Origin of the sequence: Cyanobacterium aponinum PCC 10605, from assembly GCF_000317675.1 — a bacterium.
Taxonomy (GTDB): Bacteria; Cyanobacteriota; Cyanobacteriia; order Cyanobacteriales; family Cyanobacteriaceae; genus PCC-10605.
In genome coordinates this window covers 404,600-424,220 of record NC_019776.1, presented here as the reverse complement: position 1 = coordinate 424,220, position 19,621 = coordinate 404,600, and the positions used below count along the sequence as shown (strand labels likewise).

Annotated in this window: 14 protein-coding genes; 5 read left to right on the top strand and 9 right to left on the bottom strand. The window is 35.0% G+C overall.

Features of this window, described 5'->3' with window-relative positions; genetic code table 11:
* Positions 1 to 10: 10 nt before the first annotated feature.
* On the bottom strand, positions 11 to 982 hold the full coding sequence (locus CYAN10605_RS01680; protein WP_015218207.1) for a TAXI family TRAP transporter solute-binding subunit: 972 nt from the start codon (positions 980 to 982) through the stop codon (positions 11 to 13).
* 276 nt (positions 983 to 1,258) lie between these two features.
* Entirely contained in the window at positions 1,259 to 2,869 is a 1,611-nt protein-coding gene (locus tag CYAN10605_RS01675) for a YcjF family protein (protein ID WP_015218206.1), read from the bottom strand.
* A gap of 421 nt (positions 2,870 to 3,290) precedes the next feature.
* Here CYAN10605_RS01675 and CYAN10605_RS01670 point away from each other — a divergent pair, with 421 nt between their 5' ends.
* Positions 3,291 to 4,592 carry an AMP-binding protein gene (locus tag CYAN10605_RS01670; protein ID WP_015218205.1) on the top strand — a complete coding sequence of 434 codons (1,302 nt, stop codon included), beginning with the start codon at positions 3,291 to 3,293 and terminating at the stop codon, positions 4,590 to 4,592.
* Between the two features lie 209 nt (positions 4,593 to 4,801).
* Here the strand turns inward: CYAN10605_RS01670 and CYAN10605_RS01665 are convergent, their stop codons facing one another.
* On the bottom strand, positions 4,802 to 5,074 hold the full coding sequence (locus CYAN10605_RS01665; RefSeq protein ID WP_041922399.1) for a BrnT family toxin: 273 nt from the start codon (positions 5,072 to 5,074) through the stop codon (positions 4,802 to 4,804).
* A gap of 120 nt (positions 5,075 to 5,194) precedes the next feature.
* On the opposite strand from CYAN10605_RS01665, the gene CYAN10605_RS01660 reads away from it, so the two are divergent.
* The 3 genes from CYAN10605_RS01660 (at position 5,195) to CYAN10605_RS01650 (ending at position 9,188) form a co-directional block, all read left to right on the top strand.
* Positions 5,195 to 5,905 carry a hypothetical protein gene (locus CYAN10605_RS01660; protein ID WP_015218203.1) on the top strand — a complete coding sequence of 237 codons (711 nt, stop codon included), beginning with the start codon at positions 5,195 to 5,197 and terminating at the stop codon, positions 5,903 to 5,905.
* 156 nt (positions 5,906 to 6,061) lie between these two features.
* Complete coding sequence (glgB, locus tag CYAN10605_RS01655) at positions 6,062 to 8,008, top strand: 1,4-alpha-glucan branching protein GlgB (protein WP_015218202.1); 1,947 nt, start codon at positions 6,062 to 6,064, stop codon at positions 8,006 to 8,008.
* A 259-nt stretch (positions 8,009 to 8,267) separates the two neighbouring features.
* Positions 8,268 to 9,188: a lysylphosphatidylglycerol synthase domain-containing protein gene (locus tag CYAN10605_RS01650; protein ID WP_015218201.1), complete on the top strand. Its 921-nt coding sequence runs from the start codon at positions 8,268 to 8,270 to the stop codon at positions 9,186 to 9,188.
* A gap of 68 nt (positions 9,189 to 9,256) precedes the next feature.
* Here the strand turns inward: CYAN10605_RS01650 and CYAN10605_RS01645 are convergent, their stop codons facing one another.
* From CYAN10605_RS01645 to CYAN10605_RS17690, 3 genes are all read right to left on the bottom strand, one after another.
* Positions 9,257 to 10,228, bottom strand: coding sequence for a hypothetical protein (locus tag CYAN10605_RS01645; RefSeq protein ID WP_015218200.1), 972 nt, complete (start codon positions 10,226 to 10,228; stop codon positions 9,257 to 9,259).
* Positions 10,229 to 10,352: 124 nt separating this feature from the next.
* The gene (locus tag CYAN10605_RS17695; RefSeq protein WP_015218199.1) at positions 10,353 to 12,998 is read right to left on the bottom strand and encodes a choice-of-anchor Q domain-containing protein; all 2,646 of its coding nucleotides are present in this window, start codon (positions 12,996 to 12,998) and stop codon (positions 10,353 to 10,355) included.
* A 61-nt stretch (positions 12,999 to 13,059) separates the two neighbouring features.
* Entirely contained in the window at positions 13,060 to 14,778 is a 1,719-nt protein-coding gene (locus CYAN10605_RS17690) for a choice-of-anchor Q domain-containing protein (RefSeq protein WP_015218198.1), read from the bottom strand.
* Between the two features lie 795 nt (positions 14,779 to 15,573).
* On the opposite strand from CYAN10605_RS17690, the gene CYAN10605_RS01630 reads away from it, so the two are divergent.
* A complete protein-coding gene (locus tag CYAN10605_RS01630; protein WP_015218197.1) occupies positions 15,574 to 15,954 on the top strand; it encodes a DUF7682 family zinc-binding protein in 381 nt (126 codons plus the stop codon).
* 292 nt (positions 15,955 to 16,246) lie between these two features.
* Here CYAN10605_RS01630 and CYAN10605_RS01625 read toward each other — a convergent pair whose 3' ends face one another.
* The 3 genes from CYAN10605_RS01625 to CYAN10605_RS01615 form a co-directional block, all read right to left on the bottom strand.
* The gene (locus CYAN10605_RS01625; protein ID WP_015218196.1) at positions 16,247 to 17,119 is read right to left on the bottom strand and encodes an S-methyl-5'-thioadenosine phosphorylase; all 873 of its coding nucleotides are present in this window, start codon (positions 17,117 to 17,119) and stop codon (positions 16,247 to 16,249) included.
* 120 nt (positions 17,120 to 17,239) lie between these two features.
* A complete protein-coding gene (gene rsmG / locus CYAN10605_RS01620; RefSeq protein ID WP_015218195.1) occupies positions 17,240 to 17,965 on the bottom strand; it encodes a 16S rRNA (guanine(527)-N(7))-methyltransferase RsmG in 726 nt (241 codons plus the stop codon).
* Positions 17,966 to 18,364: 399 nt separating this feature from the next.
* The gene (locus CYAN10605_RS01615) at positions 18,365 to 19,549 is read right to left on the bottom strand and encodes an aldo/keto reductase (RefSeq protein WP_015218194.1); all 1,185 of its coding nucleotides are present in this window, start codon (positions 19,547 to 19,549) and stop codon (positions 18,365 to 18,367) included.
* Positions 19,550 to 19,621 lie beyond the last annotated feature (72 nt).

Genomic DNA, 19,621 nt, shown 5'->3' with positions numbered 1-19,621 from the left:
TTTCTCCTTTTTATTGACTAACACACTGAGACATTCTTTCTGGGGTTTCATCATGAAATAGTTTTAAATCCACTTTTTTCCAAATTGGACTACCATTTGCCTGTAACCAGGATAAATTATCCTTAATTAAAGAAGCCACAGGAGATACTTGTTCACAACCATCATTTTCTACAGTAAACAATAATGATTGAACCGCAAGAGTTTGAACTTCCTCCGATTGCCACTCATAAGTATTAGCGGGGAGAGTAACAGGAGAATATAAACGAGAGAAAAAATCATCATCTTCATTTATAGCTAAACTGATAGGTAAAATCTGAAAATTATCTTCCTTCAAAATTTGTTCTGTTAAAACCTTTGCAGGAACTCCCACCACATAAAACATCGCATCAATTTCTCCATTTCGCAGAGCATCAATACTACGCTTCACATCATAAGTCAACAACTCTTGAGGATTAACACCCCATTGAAAAAGTAAAGTTGTAGCGGTTGTGCTAGTACCGCTATTTTCATCCCCGATAGAAACTATCTTTCCCTCCAAATCTTCCACCGACTTAATATCTTTACGGGTGATAAGATGAACTTCTTCTTCATAAAGAGGCAAAACTATTCTTAAACTTTCAGCTTTGCGACGTATTTCTTCATTATCATTGGCAAAGGTGTTGTAAAAAGCAAGAATATCACTCTGAGTTAGTCCAAGGCTAACACTGTTATAGCGGAAAACATCATCAATATTTTGTAAAGCCCCTTTTGTCGCAATAATATCTATATCAAGATTATTTTCTTGGGCTAACTTTTCAATATCTTTTGCCGCCGCATAATATTCTCCCGACTCATCTCCTGCAACAATCTTAATTTCTGTTGAAACATTTTGAGCTACTGTGGGATAGAACAGAGAAAATGAAGTTATAACTGTAGCAGTAATTCCTAGTACCCCTGAGAGAAAAGGAAAACTGTCAATTAATCGCAATGATTTTCTTTTCATTGTACAAAAATCCGACAAGTTTTATTTATATATGCGATAATTCTAATGGAAAAATCGGAAACCGCCACAACTAAGAATTAAGAATTAAAAATTAAGAATTAAAAACTCTGAACACTCATTAATCATTACTTATTTCCCTCCATCACCTCATTTCCCCTGAACTCAGAACTCATTTCCTCCTAATCCTCCCATCCCCTAAACACCCTGACACCTCTTTCATAAACCCGTTCACCTATCTTAACCGACAATTCTATACTGAGTTCACTTGATAATTATCTACCATTGATCAATCTTGCTTGATTCGTTACTCCAATCATCATTATCATCAAAATAAATATCGTTACTCTCTTCTTCCTCATTACCATAATCTAAAGTATCTTTAATTGGTTCAATGACACGGGTAATAGCATCTTGCACAAAGGCTTTAATAAATTCATCCTTGCGACTCAACTTAAATTGTCGTTGCACAACTTCTGTAATTCCGCCGTCTCCCCAATCTTGATCATGACTGAAATATTCCACAAAACTTTTTCCCGCAATGCGAGTTAGATAAGCGGCACTAATTGCCTGAATAACCTTCCCAATAACGTAAGTAGCCGCCGTAAATTGGAGGGCTTTTGCTACTAATTCCACCGCCCCTTTTACGACTCCTAAACTAACCAATGTTTTTCCTAAAGAAAGGGCTAAATCTCGTCCTGTATCACTATTTAACTCACAACCATAAACTTGTCCAATTTCTACTACCATTTGTGCGTTTACTGCGGCCGTTGCTAACATATCCACTACAGGTAAAGGAGTACAAGCAATTACCCCTGCCCCAATCCATTGATAACGGGCGATAATTTTATCGGCTTCTCGACTACGTTGTTGACTAATTAATTTTCGAGCTTCTTCTCCTAATCGTTGAGATTGTAACAGAATATTATCTGCTAATAAGTCATCTCCTTCGGCTCGACAAATTGCCGCTAAGCGCTTGATTACCCCGATTATTTCTATTTCTGGTTGTATAATTTCACTTTCGGAAAACTGCACGGGTTGAGGATTCGCACAGGCTTTTAATACATCTACTGAGGGAATAAAACTTTTTACTCTTTCTCGCAGTTGGTTTAAGATAATTTCTTGTTCCTCCTCTGAGTATAAGTCTATCTTATTAAAAACAAGAAGCGATCGCTTCCCGATACTAGCTAAAGCCTCCAGAGGTTTAAATTCTGACGCCCTTAAATCGTTATCACACACAAAAATTAATAAATCCGCCGAAGTTGCTAATTCCCTTGCTAATTGTTCCCGAATTTCTCCCGGCGCTCCCATTTCCAAAATGCCCGGAGTATCAACGATCGCAATTTCTCGGTTAAGATTAGGTAATTTCAGAGTATAAGTAACCCCCTCTGTCGTTGTACCCATACTAGCTTGAACATCTCCCACCATTTCCCCCATTAAAGCATTAACCAAAGAAGTTTTTCCCGCACTTCCTGTACCGAATACTACCACTTTTAGGTTTCCTTGAGTTAAACTAGCTTCAATAGCTTGAGACTTAGCTAAAAGGGCTTTTTGGGCAACTTCATCTTGTATTTGTGCTACCTGTTTTTTAACTGCCTTAATTGTTTCTGACGCAATTTCATTTTTTTCAGAAGGCAAAGCAGGTAATATTTTTCTTCTTTTTCGTTTACCCTTCCCTTTGCTGTTGGGGGTGACACCTAAATAGTAGATAAAAAGAACAATAAAGCAAATCAGTAAAACAATGAGAATAAATACTAAAAAATTGGCTAAAAATGGGCTAGTCCATGCAATTTCACTATAAAGTCTCGATAAGCTACTAATTAGCCATAACATTAAGCCAAAAATAGCACTAATACCGACAATAATTGTGATGATGCGAGATAAAGACATGGATTAAAGAATTTAAAAATTAAGAAAATTAAGCTAGGCAACGAGGAAAGCTGATAGGTAACAGGAGATTTTTAAATAATGGCTCTATTACTTCTCGTCGTGATAAATTGTTCGTTGAAAAAGGAAAAAGGGGAAAGGTAAATAGTGAATAGTGAATAGTTGATAATTACTCGTTACTCATTACTTTCTTCTAAAACCTGAAACCCTGTACGGGCGAATGGCCATTCGCCCCTACTTCACCCTCTCCCCTCATCCCATCATCTCCCCATCCCCTAAACACCCTGACACCTGCTACCTGCCACCTGAAACCTTTTTAAGACATAATTTATCATAACCACACTCTGAAAAACCATAGTTTTTATTTAAGCTAACACTTTTTTAAAAGACAATTGAATAATACTTAAAGTTAAGAGGGGCTAAATTGTTTGAGCAAAGACTATTTGAAAAATATTTATCTATTATTAATAAGTTTAATCAAGAAGAAAATATAATTATCTTTTTAGGAGAAAATGATTTTTGCAATTTTGTTTCGGCTTTTTTTGCTTGTATAAATAGTAATGTTAGTTTATTTTTAGTTAATCCTAATTGGGGTAAACAAGAATGGCAACAAGTAGAAAAAATAGTTACTCCTGATCTTATTTTTGGTAAAATCAATTATAAATTTAGTCGAAATAAACAAAAAAAACAAACCCGATTGAAGGGAATAATGATCCCCACAGGAGGAACATCTGGACAAATAAAATTTGCGATCCACACTTGGGAAACCTTAACTAATTCTGCCCTAAGTTTCTATCAATTTTTTGGTAATCTTCCTATTAATTCTTTCTGCTGTTTACCCCTTTATCATGTTAGTGGTTTGATGCAGGTTGTTCGCAGTTTTATTAGTGAAGGAGATTTCGTTTTTAATACTTTTAATTATTTAAAAAATAACCATCAAAGCATCGTAAATTATCAAGATTATTTTATTTCTTTAGTGCCAACTCAATTACAATTTTTCTTAGATAAAAACCCTTTCTTTCTGCAACAGTTTAAAACTATTTTAGTCGGTGGTGCATCCATTTCTCCTCAACAAATTAATTTAGCAAGGACATATAATTTACCTCTTGCTTTAACCTATGGAATGACGGAAACTGCGTCGGGAATTACAATTTTAAAACCTGAATATTTTACTAACAATAATAATAGTAGTGGTCAAGTTTTACCCCATGCAAATATTATATCCAGTGAAAAAACAAAAGATATTGATGAGGTTAGGCAAAAGGGATTTTTACAATACTCAACTTATCAACAGAATATTATTGCTATTAAAGCAACATCTTTATTTAAAGGTTATTATCCTCACTATGAAGAAAAAGAAATTTACCTTACTGATGATGTTGGTTATTTTGATCAGGAAGGATTTTTATGTATTTTAGGTAGAAATAGTCAAAAAATTATTACGGGAGGAGAAAATGTTTTTCCCCAAGAAATAGAAAAGGCAATTCTCAACACTAATTTAGTTCAAGATGTAGTAATTAAAGCTGAAAAAGATCCTTATTGGGGAGATGCGATCGCATCTTTTTATGTACCAAAAAATAAAGGGATTAAACCAGAACAAATAAAAGCAAAATTAAGAGGGGAAATAAGTAATTATAAAATCCCTAAAATCTGGTATTGTGTCACAGAAATCCCTAGAAATTCTCAAGGAAAAGTAGAGATAAATAAATTAAATAGAAGGTGTTAAGTGTTGTAATAAGTAGTTTTGTATTAAAAAATTGGTATTAATACCCTGTTTTTGTGCCTGTTGGTTTAGTTGTTGAATCATCCATTGAGGTAGTTCAATATTTAAAGGATTGTTTTTGTTGTAATGACAGCGTGAGTTGTTTTAGGGGGCGTTTAGTTTGAGTTAAGTCTAATTAGGGGGTTATATCTTCTCCTTGGTCAAATTTATGGTCAAATTCTTTCGCTTTCATACAATTTTATCTCTTTACTTTTTGCTCTACGGACTGAAATAATGGGTACAATATCTCCTCGATAAGTAATTACGGCAGTCCAATGTTTCTGTTTTAGTTTAGCAATTACAATCCATTTTGGTTCAGTTTCTGTTTTGGTAGGTATTTCAAGTAAGTCTTCGTCTTGCCACAACTGTTGTGCTTCAACAAAATCCATACCATGCTTTTTTGCATTTGATTGACTTTTATGAGAATCGTATTCAAACTTAAACATTCTTAATTCTCTTGACACTAAGACCTTAACAGATTATATATGACACCAGATTTGAAAAATACCATTAATCAAAACTTAAACTAGACCCAATTATCACGTTAGTAACGATATAGATTAAACATGGAACTAAAACGAGAATTTTTCCCCTTAGTCCGCAAAACCGTTATGCCTCGTCCTTACTACACAGAAGAAACAGATGTGTTAGGGCAAAAAGGTACAGCATTAGCAGTAAATGCGGCAATTTATGGAGATAATTGGTATTTAGATCGAGAAGCAGGATTAATTGAGATTTATGGGGCTGGTGCGGCAATTTGTTTCCGTAATATATTGCCTCGCAAAAATAAATATGAAAAAGAAGGGCTTTACCTTCGTTTAAAATTGGCTTACCGTACCACTGAAAACGCCAATGTAAATATTCGTACTTTTTCTGGTCGTCATATTACCATACCCAATAGTTTAGAAGGAGCGATGTATGATGATTCAGAAACTTACTGGTATGTCACCGATGATTTAACCCTTAATATCAACTCTATTTACACCGATGAAAAAATGTGGATTCAACGGGTTGATTGGGAATGGGTAAGTAAAGAGGTTATTTATGAAGATGAAGCAGTTGAAGAAAGAAAACTATTTATTCCCCGTAATCCTAAAGATATTGAAAAATTATATGTCCCTCAAAAAGTTAATCCCACTACCATTAAAGAATTTTTAGTCAAAAAGATTCAAAATGATGACTACTTTGCCAAACGTTGTTTATCCATGTTATGCGAAGACAAATTAATGGCGAAAGATATGGTGGAATTATTCAAAGAAACAGGCATTGAGCTATAAAACAATTCTTTTGTTAGGAATTAGGAATTAGCAACGAAAAAGCTGACTGAGTGCTAACAGTGAAAAAATAGCAAAAAAAATAAAAATGAATATTATTAATAAATAATAAAATTAATCGCAAATTATCCTAAGTTCATCAAGCAATTATAAAACAATATGGTTATGGCACAAACAAGGCAACAAGACTGGTTTAGTGAGGTTGATCTATACTTATTCGGCGAAGGAACTCATTATCGAATTTATGAACAGTTAGGAGCTCATCTCACTGAAAGAGATGGTAAATCAGGGGTTTATTTTGCTGTATGGGCTCCCAATGCTCAAAATGTCTCTTTAGTGGGAGATTTTAATAACTGGCAAGCAGAACATACCAACATGAAACGCAATATGATGGGCATTTGGGAAATATTTATGCCCGGAATGAAGGAAGGAGAAAAATATAAATATGCAGTCAAAAATCATCATGGTTATAATTGCTTTAAAACAGACCCCCATGGCTTTGAACAAGAGATTCGCCCTGCCACTGCTTCTATTGTTAGAGATATATCCTATACATGGGGCGATCGCACTTGGTTAACTCAAAGACAGGAAAACCACTCCTACGAAAAACCTATCTCTGTATATGAAGTCCATTTAGGCTCATGGATGCACGAAAATATTGAAAATCCCCCCGAAAATGGTGTTATCGTACCAGTACCTGATAAACAGGGTGCAAGATTTTTAACCTACCGAGAATTAGCCGATCGCCTCATCCCCTACGTGAAAGACATGGGCTATACCCACATTGAATTAATGCCCATTACCGAACATCCCTTCGATGGTTCATGGGGTTATCAAGTAGTCGGCTTTTTTGCCCCTACTTCCCGTTATGGAAGCCCTCAAGATTTTATGTATTTCGTTGATCGCGCCCACCAAGAAGGTATCGGGGTTTTGATTGACTGGGTGCCGGGGCATTTTCCCAAAGATGAACATGGATTAGCCCGTTTTGACGGTACACATTTATATGAATATTCCGACTGGCGTAAAGGGGAACACTTAGAATGGGGTACATTAGTATTTAACTATGAACGTAACGAAGTCCGTAACTTCTTAATTGCCAGTGCCTTATTCTGGTTGGAAAAATACCACATAGACGGCATTCGAGTGGATGCAGTGGCTTCCATGCTTTACCTTGACTATGAAAGAGAAGTTTGGGTAAGAAACCAATACGGAGGCAGAGAAAACATCGAAGGAATCGACTTTATTCGCCAATTAAACAACGCTATCAAAGAAAACTACCCCGGAGTTTTAACTATCGCTGAAGAATCCACTACCTGGGAAAACGTCTCACAACCAACAAAATACGGCGGTTTAGGCTTTGATTATAAATGGAATATGGGTTGGATGAACGACACTTTAAAATATTTCCTTGCCCATCCCCACGATCGCCCCAACTTCCACAATAAGTTAACATTTAGTATGTGGTACGCTTTTACCGAACACTTTATGTTATCCCTCTCTCACGATGAAGTAGTCCACGGTAAAGGACACCTATGGCAAAAAATGCCGGGGGATGAATGGCAACAAATGGCAAATATGCGCCTATTGTTTGGTTATATGTTCGCTCACCCCGGTAAGAAAACCCTCTTTATGGGTATGGAATTAGGACAAAGACGGGAATGGAAATATTTTCTCGATCTCGACTGGTGGTTATTAGAATGGCAACCTCATCGCCAACTACAGCAATTAGTCAAAGATTTACATATCTTATACCGCAGTCAACCCGCTCTTTATACCGATGATTTCACCCATGACGGATTTCAATGGATTGATTGCCATGACGCAGGACGCAGTATGCTTACCTTTATGCGTAGAGACAAAAACACTCACGAAGTTTTAGTGGTAGTGTGTAACTTCAAACCCGATGTTTACTATCACTATTGGTTAGGAGTGAATGAAGCAGGTACTTATGAAGAAATTATGAATACTGATGATCTTAAATATGGTGGTAGTGGAGTAGTAAATCAAAAAGTGAAAACTAAAGATTGGAATCATTGCCCCTGGCCTTATGCTTTAGAAATAACAGTTCCGCCCCTATCCATGACTATGTTTAAAAAAGTTAAATAACCTGAATTAGGAGTTCGGAAAGAGGTGTCAGGGTGTTTAGGGGATGGAGAGATGATGGGATGAGGAGAGAGGGTGAAGTAGGGGCGAATGGCCATTCGCCCGTACAGGGTTTCAGGTTTTAGAAGAAAGTAACGAGTAACGAGTAATTATCAACTATTCACTATCTACCTTTGCCCTCCCCCCTCTCGAGGGGGGATAAAGGGGGGTTTGCCCTTTTCGTCATCACTCATAGATGAAAATTTATCCCGAACTCAGGTTAATGAAGTTATTAAAGCAATTTTTACGCTACTTTATTTTTGGAATCACTCTATTTTTTTTAGCTACTACTATTGTTAATAATTGGCGTAGCATTACAAGTATAGAATTTAATAAATATCTTTTTTTACTTATTTTTATTAGTTTAATATTAAATAGTTTTGCTCATATTTTTTCTGCTTGGGTATGGACTTGGATTTTAACTTTATTTAACTGTAAATTAGGTGGGTTTTCTGCTGTAAAAATTTACTTAATTACTAATATCAGTAAGTATATTCCGGGTAATATATGGCATTTTGTGGGCAGGGTAAAAGCAATTCAAAATCACGGTGATAGCATTGCCTTGGGAACTTTTCCTGTGGTTCTTGAACCTTTGCTAATGGCGATCGCATCTTTATTAATTACTATATTTAGCGTTAGTTTAGGAATTTTAGAAGTAAATTTTTCTCCTCTTATTTTTTCTCTATTATTATTTTTTATATTAATAATTTTAATTGTAATTCATCCTAAATTTATCAACCCAGTTTTAAAGAAATTAGTAATAAATAAAGGAAAAGTAGAAACAAATATTAAATTAAATAAATATCCTTTTTTACCTTTAATAGGAGAGCTAATTTTTTTGCTTTTAAGAGGTAGTGCTTTTATGGCTTTAATGATGCCTTTTATTGACTTAAATATTATCTTAATTCCCCAAGTATTAACTGCTTTTAGTTTTGCATGGTTGATTGGTTTAATTGTACCCGGCGCCCCCGGCGGTTTAGGTATTTTTGAAGCAGTTGCGATCGCATCTTTAGATCCAGCTATCTTTCCCCGTGATAAAATAATCATTGTTGTTGCTTTATTTCGCTTCAGTAGTATTATTGCTGAAACCTTTACCGCTTATCTTGCTTGGTTACTATACTCAGTAATAGTGAATAATGAATAGTGAATAGTGAATAATTAAAAACTCATTACTCCTTACTCATTATTCCTCCAAACCTGCCCTTATCCAAACTAGATAAATTCTTGATACTTGTTATATATATATTCTCCCGGAATAGCTTTAAGAAAAGACTCTGGTATTTTATATTTATGGCTAGGATATTCCTGTCTAATTTCTGCCAAAGTTTGATATTGCTTATTCCAATTTTTGACAACTTCTAAAAGTTGATTAAAACGATAAAGTAAATTTTCATAACGATAAGAGAGTGCTATATACTGAAGGATTTTTGCATAAATAATAACCTTATCTTCATTGTTGGGAATACCCACTAAACGACCTATTTTTTCTAACTCATCATAGTTAACTTTCACTACTAATACTAAAGCCTTTAAAGTTTCTAAATTCTGTTTCTTTAACTTTTTTAAGATTGCATTGATAACATTAAAAATTGAATAATCAATTAGATTATATTTTTTAAACAAAATTAATAAATTTAAACCTATCTCATCTTTACTAATAGCATCGATCGCATTTTTATAAGATAATAAAGCCTCTTTGGTTGGTTCATTACGAATAATATTTATGAGTTTATCAATTTCTTCTATGACTATTTGATTAAATAAATTAGGGTCAGAAGTTAAGTTTAATTGTTCCTCTATAAAATTATATAATTCTATTTGAGTTTTACCCTGAAAATCTAGCTCTATTCTTCTGATGGTACGAAAATAATTAATATGCTTAGTAGTAAAGATAAAAATTTTAATAAAGGTCTGTAAACCCTTATATTCTTCCAGATTATTTTCTACTTTATTTCTAATTCTTATATAAAGCAAAAACTCATCCGTATATTGCTCATGATCGAGCATTTTCATTGTTGGAAAAATTTTTTCCAATTCCTCTAATTCCGTATCATGTAGCGATAATGCTAATTCGGGTATTTCTTGACGATTTAAAGCCCCTAAAGCCCTTTCTATCAAACTAACTCCACCGAATAAAGGACGATTCCACCAAGGTTTTGTTTGTAATTCCGATTGAGATTTCATGACTTATCCATTGTGGAAGGTTGACACTCTCCCGCTTAAAGACGTGGAGAATCTTGGTTTATTTATTTTAACTTATGAGCTTAATAGAGTTTTTTTATTCCTAATTTCTAACTCCCAATTTTTTTTAAACAACTACCTCAAAAGCGACTCCTTCCAAACGAAAATCACTAGAGTAGTTAGCTAGAATGCTATCTTTCTCTCCTTCTAAGGCAAATAAATAAGTCCCGGGTAGCTTCAAACTTTGAAAACGATAAACATCCTCACCAATATCTGCATCTGCACCGTAAACGTAAAAAGCCACTCCTTCTTCTTTAAAGTTTTGATGATTTTGACGAATAGACACACTTTCTGCTTCCGTGGCAAATAAATAAGTCCCGGGTATGTCTGTATTTTGAAAACGATTAATGCGAATCAAACCATCCGCTTGTTGATCTGCTACTTTAAAGGCTTGTCCTTCTTCTATAAAATTAGGATAGCGCGATCGAATCTGTTGTGCTTCTTGTTCTTGAGCATAAAGATAAGTTCCAGCAACATCCTGATTTTGAAAGCGAAAAATAGGAGTGTTAAGCAAAGAGTCTATTTCTGTTAACACTCCCTGAGTATCAATATAGCCAGATTCCACACTACCTATATCGACTGTTCCATTATTAATACGAGGATTACCAAATTGATCTACTGGATTAGCAGAAAAGAATTGTTGTAACTCGACAATTAAGTTATTTCCTGCATTAATCGCAGGGCTATCATCGATGGGCTGATAAGCAATAATATCTCCTCCAAGAGTTGCGATCGGTTCTAATAATGGATCTAAAGGATCGGTTGTACTTCCCACAATATTATTATTAACTCCGTCCACAATACCATTAGCACTACTACTGCCAATAAGGTTGAAAGCACTACTCCTTCCAAAAAAACCATCAATATCAGTTGGTAGAGGCGGATTCGGTATTTCTTTGATTATCTCAGCAATTTTACGATTTTGAAAGCTGACAATAGTATCAAAATTTCTGACTTGATTATTTTGATCTCTGACAAAACTAGCGGATCTTTTATTTTCATCATTTAAGGTAATCGTATTGTTAAAAGTATCAAAGGTAAAAACTTCTTGGGTATCAGCAACAAATATATCGATATTTTCTTGAAAGTTATTACTAATATTAGGATCTGATAAGACTAAAATTAATTTCCCTTCTTCATCAAATTCAAAATCGGTGTTTAAAAAGATGGTGTTACCTGTACCATCATCATAGGCAAATTGAAAATTCTGATTTGGATTACTAATTAAATTATTATCTTCTCCTAAAAAACCATTAGCTTCACTAAAGAAGTTATCAGGATCATTGATAAGGGGATTGGATGGAGAGTAGCGGTTAAAAACAAATTCGATGTCAGCATCACTATTAAAGATTAAGTTATCTAAACCAACGATCCCAGTTAAGTCCAAACCTTCTGGGGGATAACCAGAAAAGGGATCTTCATTGCGATACAATACTCGAATGTTGTAATAAGAGTCACGAAAAGGAGTAACATCTGGAGGCGGTTGAATTAAGCGATTTGTACCGTCAATAATATCCCAAACAAATTCATCTGCAAAATTAGTGAGAGGAGTTGTGGTTAAGTTAAAAACGGGAAAATCAGAGGTAATTTCTTCTCTTTGTTCTAAGGGTACTTGGTTATTGGCAACAATGGTGTTCGTGATAACTGTACTTGCTCCTGTGGTTTCTGAGTAAATACCGCCTCCCACTTGTCCAATATTATTAACAATAGTAGAATTAACGATAGTGGCTCTACCTCGGTTGAGAATACCCCCTCCAGTATCAACCCCAGCATCATTAGCGGAGATATTGGTATTTACAATGGTCATAATTCCAGCCCCATCATTGGCAATACCTGCCCCTGCTCCTTCAATATCAGTAGGTTGAGATGACTCAACAGAGTTATCAATAATAGAACTACGATTAATTCTCATTATACCAGTATTGTAAATTCCCCCCCCTGTTTTGACTTCGGCTGTAAAAAAATTAGCATTATTAATAGTTTCAGCACGATTATTTTTGATGAGAGAATCATTAATAGTTAACTCTCCATCATTATTAATTCCTCCTCCTTTGACTTCACTTAAACTGTTAGCAATAATGCTATTATTTATTATCACTCTTGAACCCGCAGAAACATTTATCCCAGCACCATTGGGAATAGTATCCACATTACCGATTTGGATTGATTCTCTTGCATCTAAAGTGTCAATACGACCATCCCCATCAGTATCGACAAAAATACTCTGATTTTCAATCAATAAACCATCTTGAACTGTAACATTCTCAAGGGTTAAAAATCCTCCTGAGAGTACGTCAAAGACACGATCGCCCACAGTGAAAATTCTAGTAACAGTTCTAAGCGACTCACCTTCTAAGTTTGCTCCTGCAAAGGTTCTTTGTAACCCTAAACCGCTAATAATCGTATTTTCTGGATCTTCTCCAATAATAGTGACTCTACCACTAATATCTAAATCCCCTGTGGTTTTACGACTTTCAATTAAAGTGGCTAAATCTGGGGTGCTATCATCGATGGCAGGTGGTTGTAAAATATTTTGAATGGTTAAGTTATAAACTCCAGCAGGTACGTTGATAACGTATTCTTTGGAAGGGTTGGCATTGGCCTGTAAAATCGCATCCCTAAGAGACAGCCCATTAGCCGAACTACCGTCATTTTGATCTTCAGTTGTGGTTACATTTAAAACTACTTGACGGGAAAAATCGAATGTAGTCATAGTTTTACCTCTTTTTTAAATGATGATGTCAATTAAAATTTATAAGTTTAATAAAATTTTTTTAAGCTACTTCAAAAGCAACTCCTTCTAAACGGAAATTATCAAAATTAGCCAGTATATTATTCTTTTCTTGTTCTTTTACATAAATATAAGTTCCGGGTACATCTAAATTTTGTAAGCGGAAAATATCTGTTCCTTTATTGGCATCTGCACCATAGACATAAAATGCGATTCCTTCTTCTACAAAAGTATTAGAGTAGTTTTGTAAAACGCTTTGTCTTTCTTGTTCCCCTACATATAGATATGTTCCGGGTTGGTTCTGATTCTGAAAACGATAAATGGTTATTAAGTCGTCTTCGGGGTTAAATGCAACCCTAAATGCTTCTCCTTCCTCTCGAAAGATAGGATGATTTGTTCTCACATTTTGAGCTTCTGCTTCTCCGACAAAAAGATAAGTTCCCTGTACTTGGGTATTCTGAAAACGAATAATGGGGTTAGTCAATCCGGGATTGATAGTTTCGCTATTAATTCCAGAATCTTCATTAAATTCGTAGCTACCTAAATCCACAACACCATCATTTATTCTAAGCTCTCCTCTTTGGTCAGTGTTACCGAAATAGTTACTTAAATCTCTAATTCTGGTAACGGCGTTATTTCCTGCATTAATAGCTGGGCTACCTGCTTCGATAGGGTGAACTAATATTTTTGATGCTCCGTCTGTGGTGGTAAATTCGCCCGGTAAATCACCTAGTCGGGGGTCTATAGGTTGAATAACTGTTCCCACCTGATTATTATTTTGACTATTAACAAGAGTTCCTCGTGCTGATGTACCAATTAAGTTATAGGAACTTTGAAGATTAAAATTACCATCTATGTCTTCACTGTTTGTATTTTCCGCAACAATACTATTACGGAGGATGGTATTCACTGTGGCAGTTCCGTCTTGGGGATTACCTGAAAAGATACCAGCACCTGTAGAACCGCTATTACGTGCGATCGTACTATTGATAATTGTGGTTTGCTCTCCCTGAACCCAAAGACCTCCACCAATCAAACTGGTATTATTGGAAATGGTACTATTAATAATGGTCATTTCCCCACCAGCATCATTAAAAATTCCTCCTCCTCCTAAAAGGGTTTCTTCATTGATAGTGTTACTGGTAGAGTTAAAGGCAATGGTACTGCGGTTAATTATCGCCCTTCCTCCTTCACCGTTATAAATGCCTCCGCCACTGTCCACAGAAAGGTTGACTAAAACAACGGAATCATTCACTTCTAAAATACCGTTATTGGCAATGCCTCCACCTTTACCGTTAGTGCGGTTTTGAGCGATAATCATGTTATTTAAGGTGGCTTTTCCTGCTGATTCAACATTGATCGCACCACCATCAACGGCTATTGTACCTGCGTTTCCTTCTTCGTCAATAATGCTATCTGTGCCGACGTTGGCATCTTGGAGGGTGAAATTCGCAATACTGAGGTTGCCTGTGCCTGAAACATTAAATATGCGATCGCCTAAAAAACTAGCAGAAATGATTGTGTTTCCCGCACCAGCACCAATGATAGAAATACTACTACTAATATCAAGAGAACCATCTTCAGTAATAGTTAAATTATAAGTGCCATTAGGAACGTTAATGATGTATTCTCGTCGTGGATCTGCATTCGCCTGAATAATAGCATCCCTTAAGGATAAACCATTGGCGGCACTACCATCATTTTGATCCTCGGTAGTTGTGACGTTTAATGTTACCTGAGCGGAAAAATCTTCTGGATTCATCTTCTCCTCACCTAAATTAAATTAATTTTTACTAAAGTCACCATTAAATATAATCCATTACTTAAGTAATATCAATATAGTTTATGTTATTGCTCTCTGCTATGGGAATTTTAACAAAAAAAATTGGGGTTCTAAATAATTTTTTCTCGATTTATTTTCTTTTCTATTTACCCTTTATTCTTGATTAATATCTCTTTCAAAAAAATTTTTGTTGCTTATCCTAAGTATTATTACTTATTTTATTTTCTAGGTTCGATTATATATTAAGTAATGTTAATTTATGCTAATTTATGTTAATTTTACCCGGGAATAATATTTGGTTTTGGGGAATTTTTTTCTCATTAATTGAGATTAATTTTAAGTTTTGTAAAGATAATCTTAATAAAATTAAATAAAGTTTGTTGATTTTAAGAACCATCGAGTATCCTAAGTATTGTGAGGGGATCAATGTTAGATAAAGGCTTTTAGACTAATTATTTATCAAAATTTTTTCCTTTGCAAATTAATAAGATTATATTTTCAGAATTATTAGGGCATAAAATACTAATTATCTTATTTAATACCGTATATTTTATTATGATTAATTACTTTATAAAAAATAACTTATCTTGCAGAACAAATACTCATTATCAACGGTATAGAGGAATAATTGGTATCAGTCAACTACCTTGATAATTTTTGTCGTCTGAAATCAAAAAAATTTGCTGATAGAAATAGAAAATAATTAGTTTAACGGTTCAACTAACGGATTCTCGGCACATTTAATCATACTGAAAATTATTGGAGGTCAAGGTCATGTCGAGAAGAAAGAAAAAATTTGCCTGTGGTCATAGCGGTTACGGTAAAGTTTGTCATAGATGTGAACAAAAACATTCTTTTAGGGAACAAAAAAGAAGAGAAAAAAATGCTTGGCAGGAGACTTTTTGTAATGATCCTATCGATTTAAGTTCGTTGCCTAAAAATGTAGTACTAAAGGCTCGACAGATAATAAAACATATTCAAAATCAAACTTGCTATACGAATTTTAGGGGAAAAAGACTGAGACACGATCGCTTCATTATCAGTATTCCCGTCACGAGAAATTATCGCCTTATTTGTAGGGATTATGGTAGTTTTGTCGCTCCAGAGGCTGTAGTTTCCCATGAAGATTATAATGTTTGTAAACCCGGGAGATGATTGATAAGTAACCCCCGTTTGGCTTAAGAATGAGGAGTTTTCAGGTTACAGGTGTTGGGGAGATGGGGGGATGAGGGGAGAGGGAGATAAGGTGTCAGGTTTCAGGTTTCAGGTTTCAGGTTTTAGAAGAAAGTAATGAGTAACGAGTAACGAATAATTATCAACTACTCACTATTCACTATTCACTATAAACTATTTACCTTTGCCTCTTGCCTTTTGCCCTTTTCTCCGTCACTCATAGATGTAAATTTATCCCGACTCCCTGCCCAGGTTGATTAGTACAAAACTTCAGTTAAAGATATTTTTTCAACAATAAAGATAGCTTTTCCTTAGTAGCTTCTGGGGCGTTATTTAAGGGAGTAATAATAGCATCCTTTAAGGCTGAATGGGCTTTACTAACAAAGGGATTTTCTGCGATGAGTTTCACTGTTTCCCTAATCACTTTTTGGGCATTGACAGCGTTTTGATGTAGATTTTGAATAACTGTTTCAACGGTGACATGATCATGTTCAGGATTCCAGCAGTCGTAATCTGTGACGAGTGCGAGGGTAGCGTAAGCAATTTCAGCTTCTCTGGCTAATTTTGCTTCGGTTAAATTTGTCATGCCAATGATACTTGCTCCCCAACTACGATACAAGTTAGATTCAGCAATGGTAGAAAATGCGGGACCTTCCATACAAATATATGTTCCGCCCTCATGTAATTCAATATCTTCTAAGTTAAGATTAGTGATAGCTTTGGCTAAAATTTTTCCTAGTTGTGGGCAGGTGGGATGCCCAAAGGCAACATGAGCAACAATTCCTTCTCCGAAAAAAGTGGCAGGACGATTTTTGGTGCGATCGATAAATTGATCTGGTATAACTAAATCTAAGGGTTTAATTTCTTTTTGTAGTGAACCCACCGCAGAAGCGGAAATAATATACTCTACTCCTAACTGTTTAAGAGCATAAATGTTAGCTTGAAAAGGCAATTCTGAGGGTAAAAGATGATGATTTCTACCGTGACGGGGTAAAAATACCACTTTTTCACCATCTAGTGTGCCTGTAATGAGATTATCGGAAGTTTTACCAAAGGGAGTTTCAATGGTTATTTCCTCGATGTTTTGTAGGGCTTCCATCTTATATAAACCACTGCCCCCAATAATGCCTATTTTAATCGCTTCCATGTTTTTGATTGTTTATTTGTTTGTAAGGTATCTTTAATATTCAGTTTAACGAAATGATTGTCAGAAGGTTATTAATATTTAAGGTTTTCTCAATCCCTTAATTTTCACTTTGAATTGAATTCATAATGGGTTTTTGGTGGGTTTTCCTACTTCACGAGGATATTTTTTCGGGGTATTGGTTATTTTTTTGATATAAACATTATTACGGGTGTAGTTATTAACAGGAGTATTTTTGTTGGTAATTTCGATTAATTCTCCTCCTAATTTATAGGCAACTTTTGCGATTTTTTCTTGTTCTTTTTGTTCAATATTTCCTCTATATAAAATCGCAATTCCACCTTGTTTTAATAATGGTAAAGTATATTCTAAGCAAACAGATATTTCCGCAACGGCTCTTATTAGGGCAAAATCATACTTGTTTCTATGGTTTATATCTTGTCCAATTATTTCTGCTCTATTAATTAAAGTAATAACATTTTCTATATTTAATATTTGTTTTGTTTCATCAATAAAATTAACTTTTTTGGCGATCGAATCCATTAAGATAAATTCAGATTCAGGAAATGCGATCGCACAAGCTAATCCGGGGAAACCGCCACCAGTACCAATATCAATGACTTTTTTATTCTTTAAATCATAATCAATAATTGGAGCTAAAGAGTCCCATAAATTTTTTTCCCAAAATTCTTCCACAGTAGTAATACGAGTTAAATTCAAGTATTTATTCTTGATCAAAATTTGATTATATAATTCTTGCCATTTTTCTAATACTGAAGAAGAAGGAGTCCAATTAAGAGTTTTTTGCCATAATTCTAAATGATGGGGTAGTATTTGTTTTTCTTCCATTGTTAATGATTAAGTTAGGTTATTGCCATGATTATTTTAAAGCCTAATTTATTAGAGTGACTTACTCCCATCGCTTTACTTCGTGTAAGCATGGGCTTCTCAATATCGCTACTGAGAATTTACCACCCTAATCTGAGTTTTGGATAAGCTGAAAGCATCCCAACTCGTAGTCAGAAAACCTTATAGCTTCTTCTTAGAAATAACGATAAAATTGCCTTAAACCGAACTGACTTAAACAAGGGGCTTAAGCCCCTTGCCTAGGTCAGAAGAAAGCCCCTTGCTAAAAACCCCTACCACCTGCAACCTGCAACCTGACACCTGACACCTAACCTTATCAGATATTCTTAAATCGAACTGAGGTTACCTATTACTCCCCTGACACCACTTTTTCATCAACTCCTAATTGGTTTGAGATAATCTTTTAACTTCTTGCCCTCCAAGTAACGATTCGGTTTGTGCTAAAAATTCAGGAATTTTATCTCGGTGAGGACTATTTTTTAAACAATTAGTTAAATCGAAATCCGCTAATTTATCCGCTTTTTGCCCCGGAAACCAATGCCCACCATTACCCAAAAGGTTATAACGCATTTTGCCGTATTCCACTAAATCATAAGCAAGAGCTAAATTACGTAGCCATAAAATCATTGGAATATTGATATTACCCGGTGTATCTTCATAATTCGGCAAACCTTTCTCCCATGTGTTTAGCCATTCTTCCCCTAAAACTCGTTTGGCTTCATTTTCTAAACGCTCAATAATTGGAGGTAACAATTCCTCGGCTTGAGATAATAGAGGTAGAGTTTTCAAATGTTCATCAAAATCACTAGGTTTATCTGCACCCACACTAAGAGTATGGATTTGTGGATGGGATAAGCAGAAAAGATTGTTAAAAATGATAGGACTTAAAGGCTGACATAAATCTACTAATTTTTGTGACGGTTGATATAGCATTCCCCCTTTATTAGAAGGACTAATTATAAATACACCCATATCATGACGAGTTGCAGATGTGATCGCATCCCAATTTTTTTGATAAATCCAGTACCAATGTAAGTTAACGTAGTCAAATTGATTAGTTTCAATGGTCTTAATAATTAAATCCGTAGCTCCATGGGTAGAAAAGCCAATATACCTAACTTTTCCCTGTGCCTGTAGTTTCCTAGCAATATCTAAACATCCTCCGGGGCGAATAGTGTATTCCAACAACTCAGGGGTGTTAATACCGTGAATGCCTAATAAGTCAACGTAATCTAATTGTAAATAACTTAAAGACTTTTCAAAAGTGGCGAGAAATTTTTTACTATCTTCTTCTGGAGGAACTTTTGTTTGTACAATTAACTTTTCCCTTGGCAAAGTCGGTAAAATTTTACCCAATTGCATTTCTGAAGAACCATAAAACCTCGCAGTTTCAATGTGATTAATACCCACTTCCAAACTTTTGCGAATGGTAGCTTCTAAATTTCTTTGATTATCTTGAGGAATTTCTATAAAGGGTAAATCTTGCCATTTATATTGATAACGCATTCCACCACAAGAAAATACGGGCATTTGTAATTCTGTTCTACCAAATCGACGATATTGCATATTTAATCTTCAAATTTTTTTTAGGCTATATTTATTTAAGTTTGGGATTAGCAAAAGGGCAAAGGGCAAGGA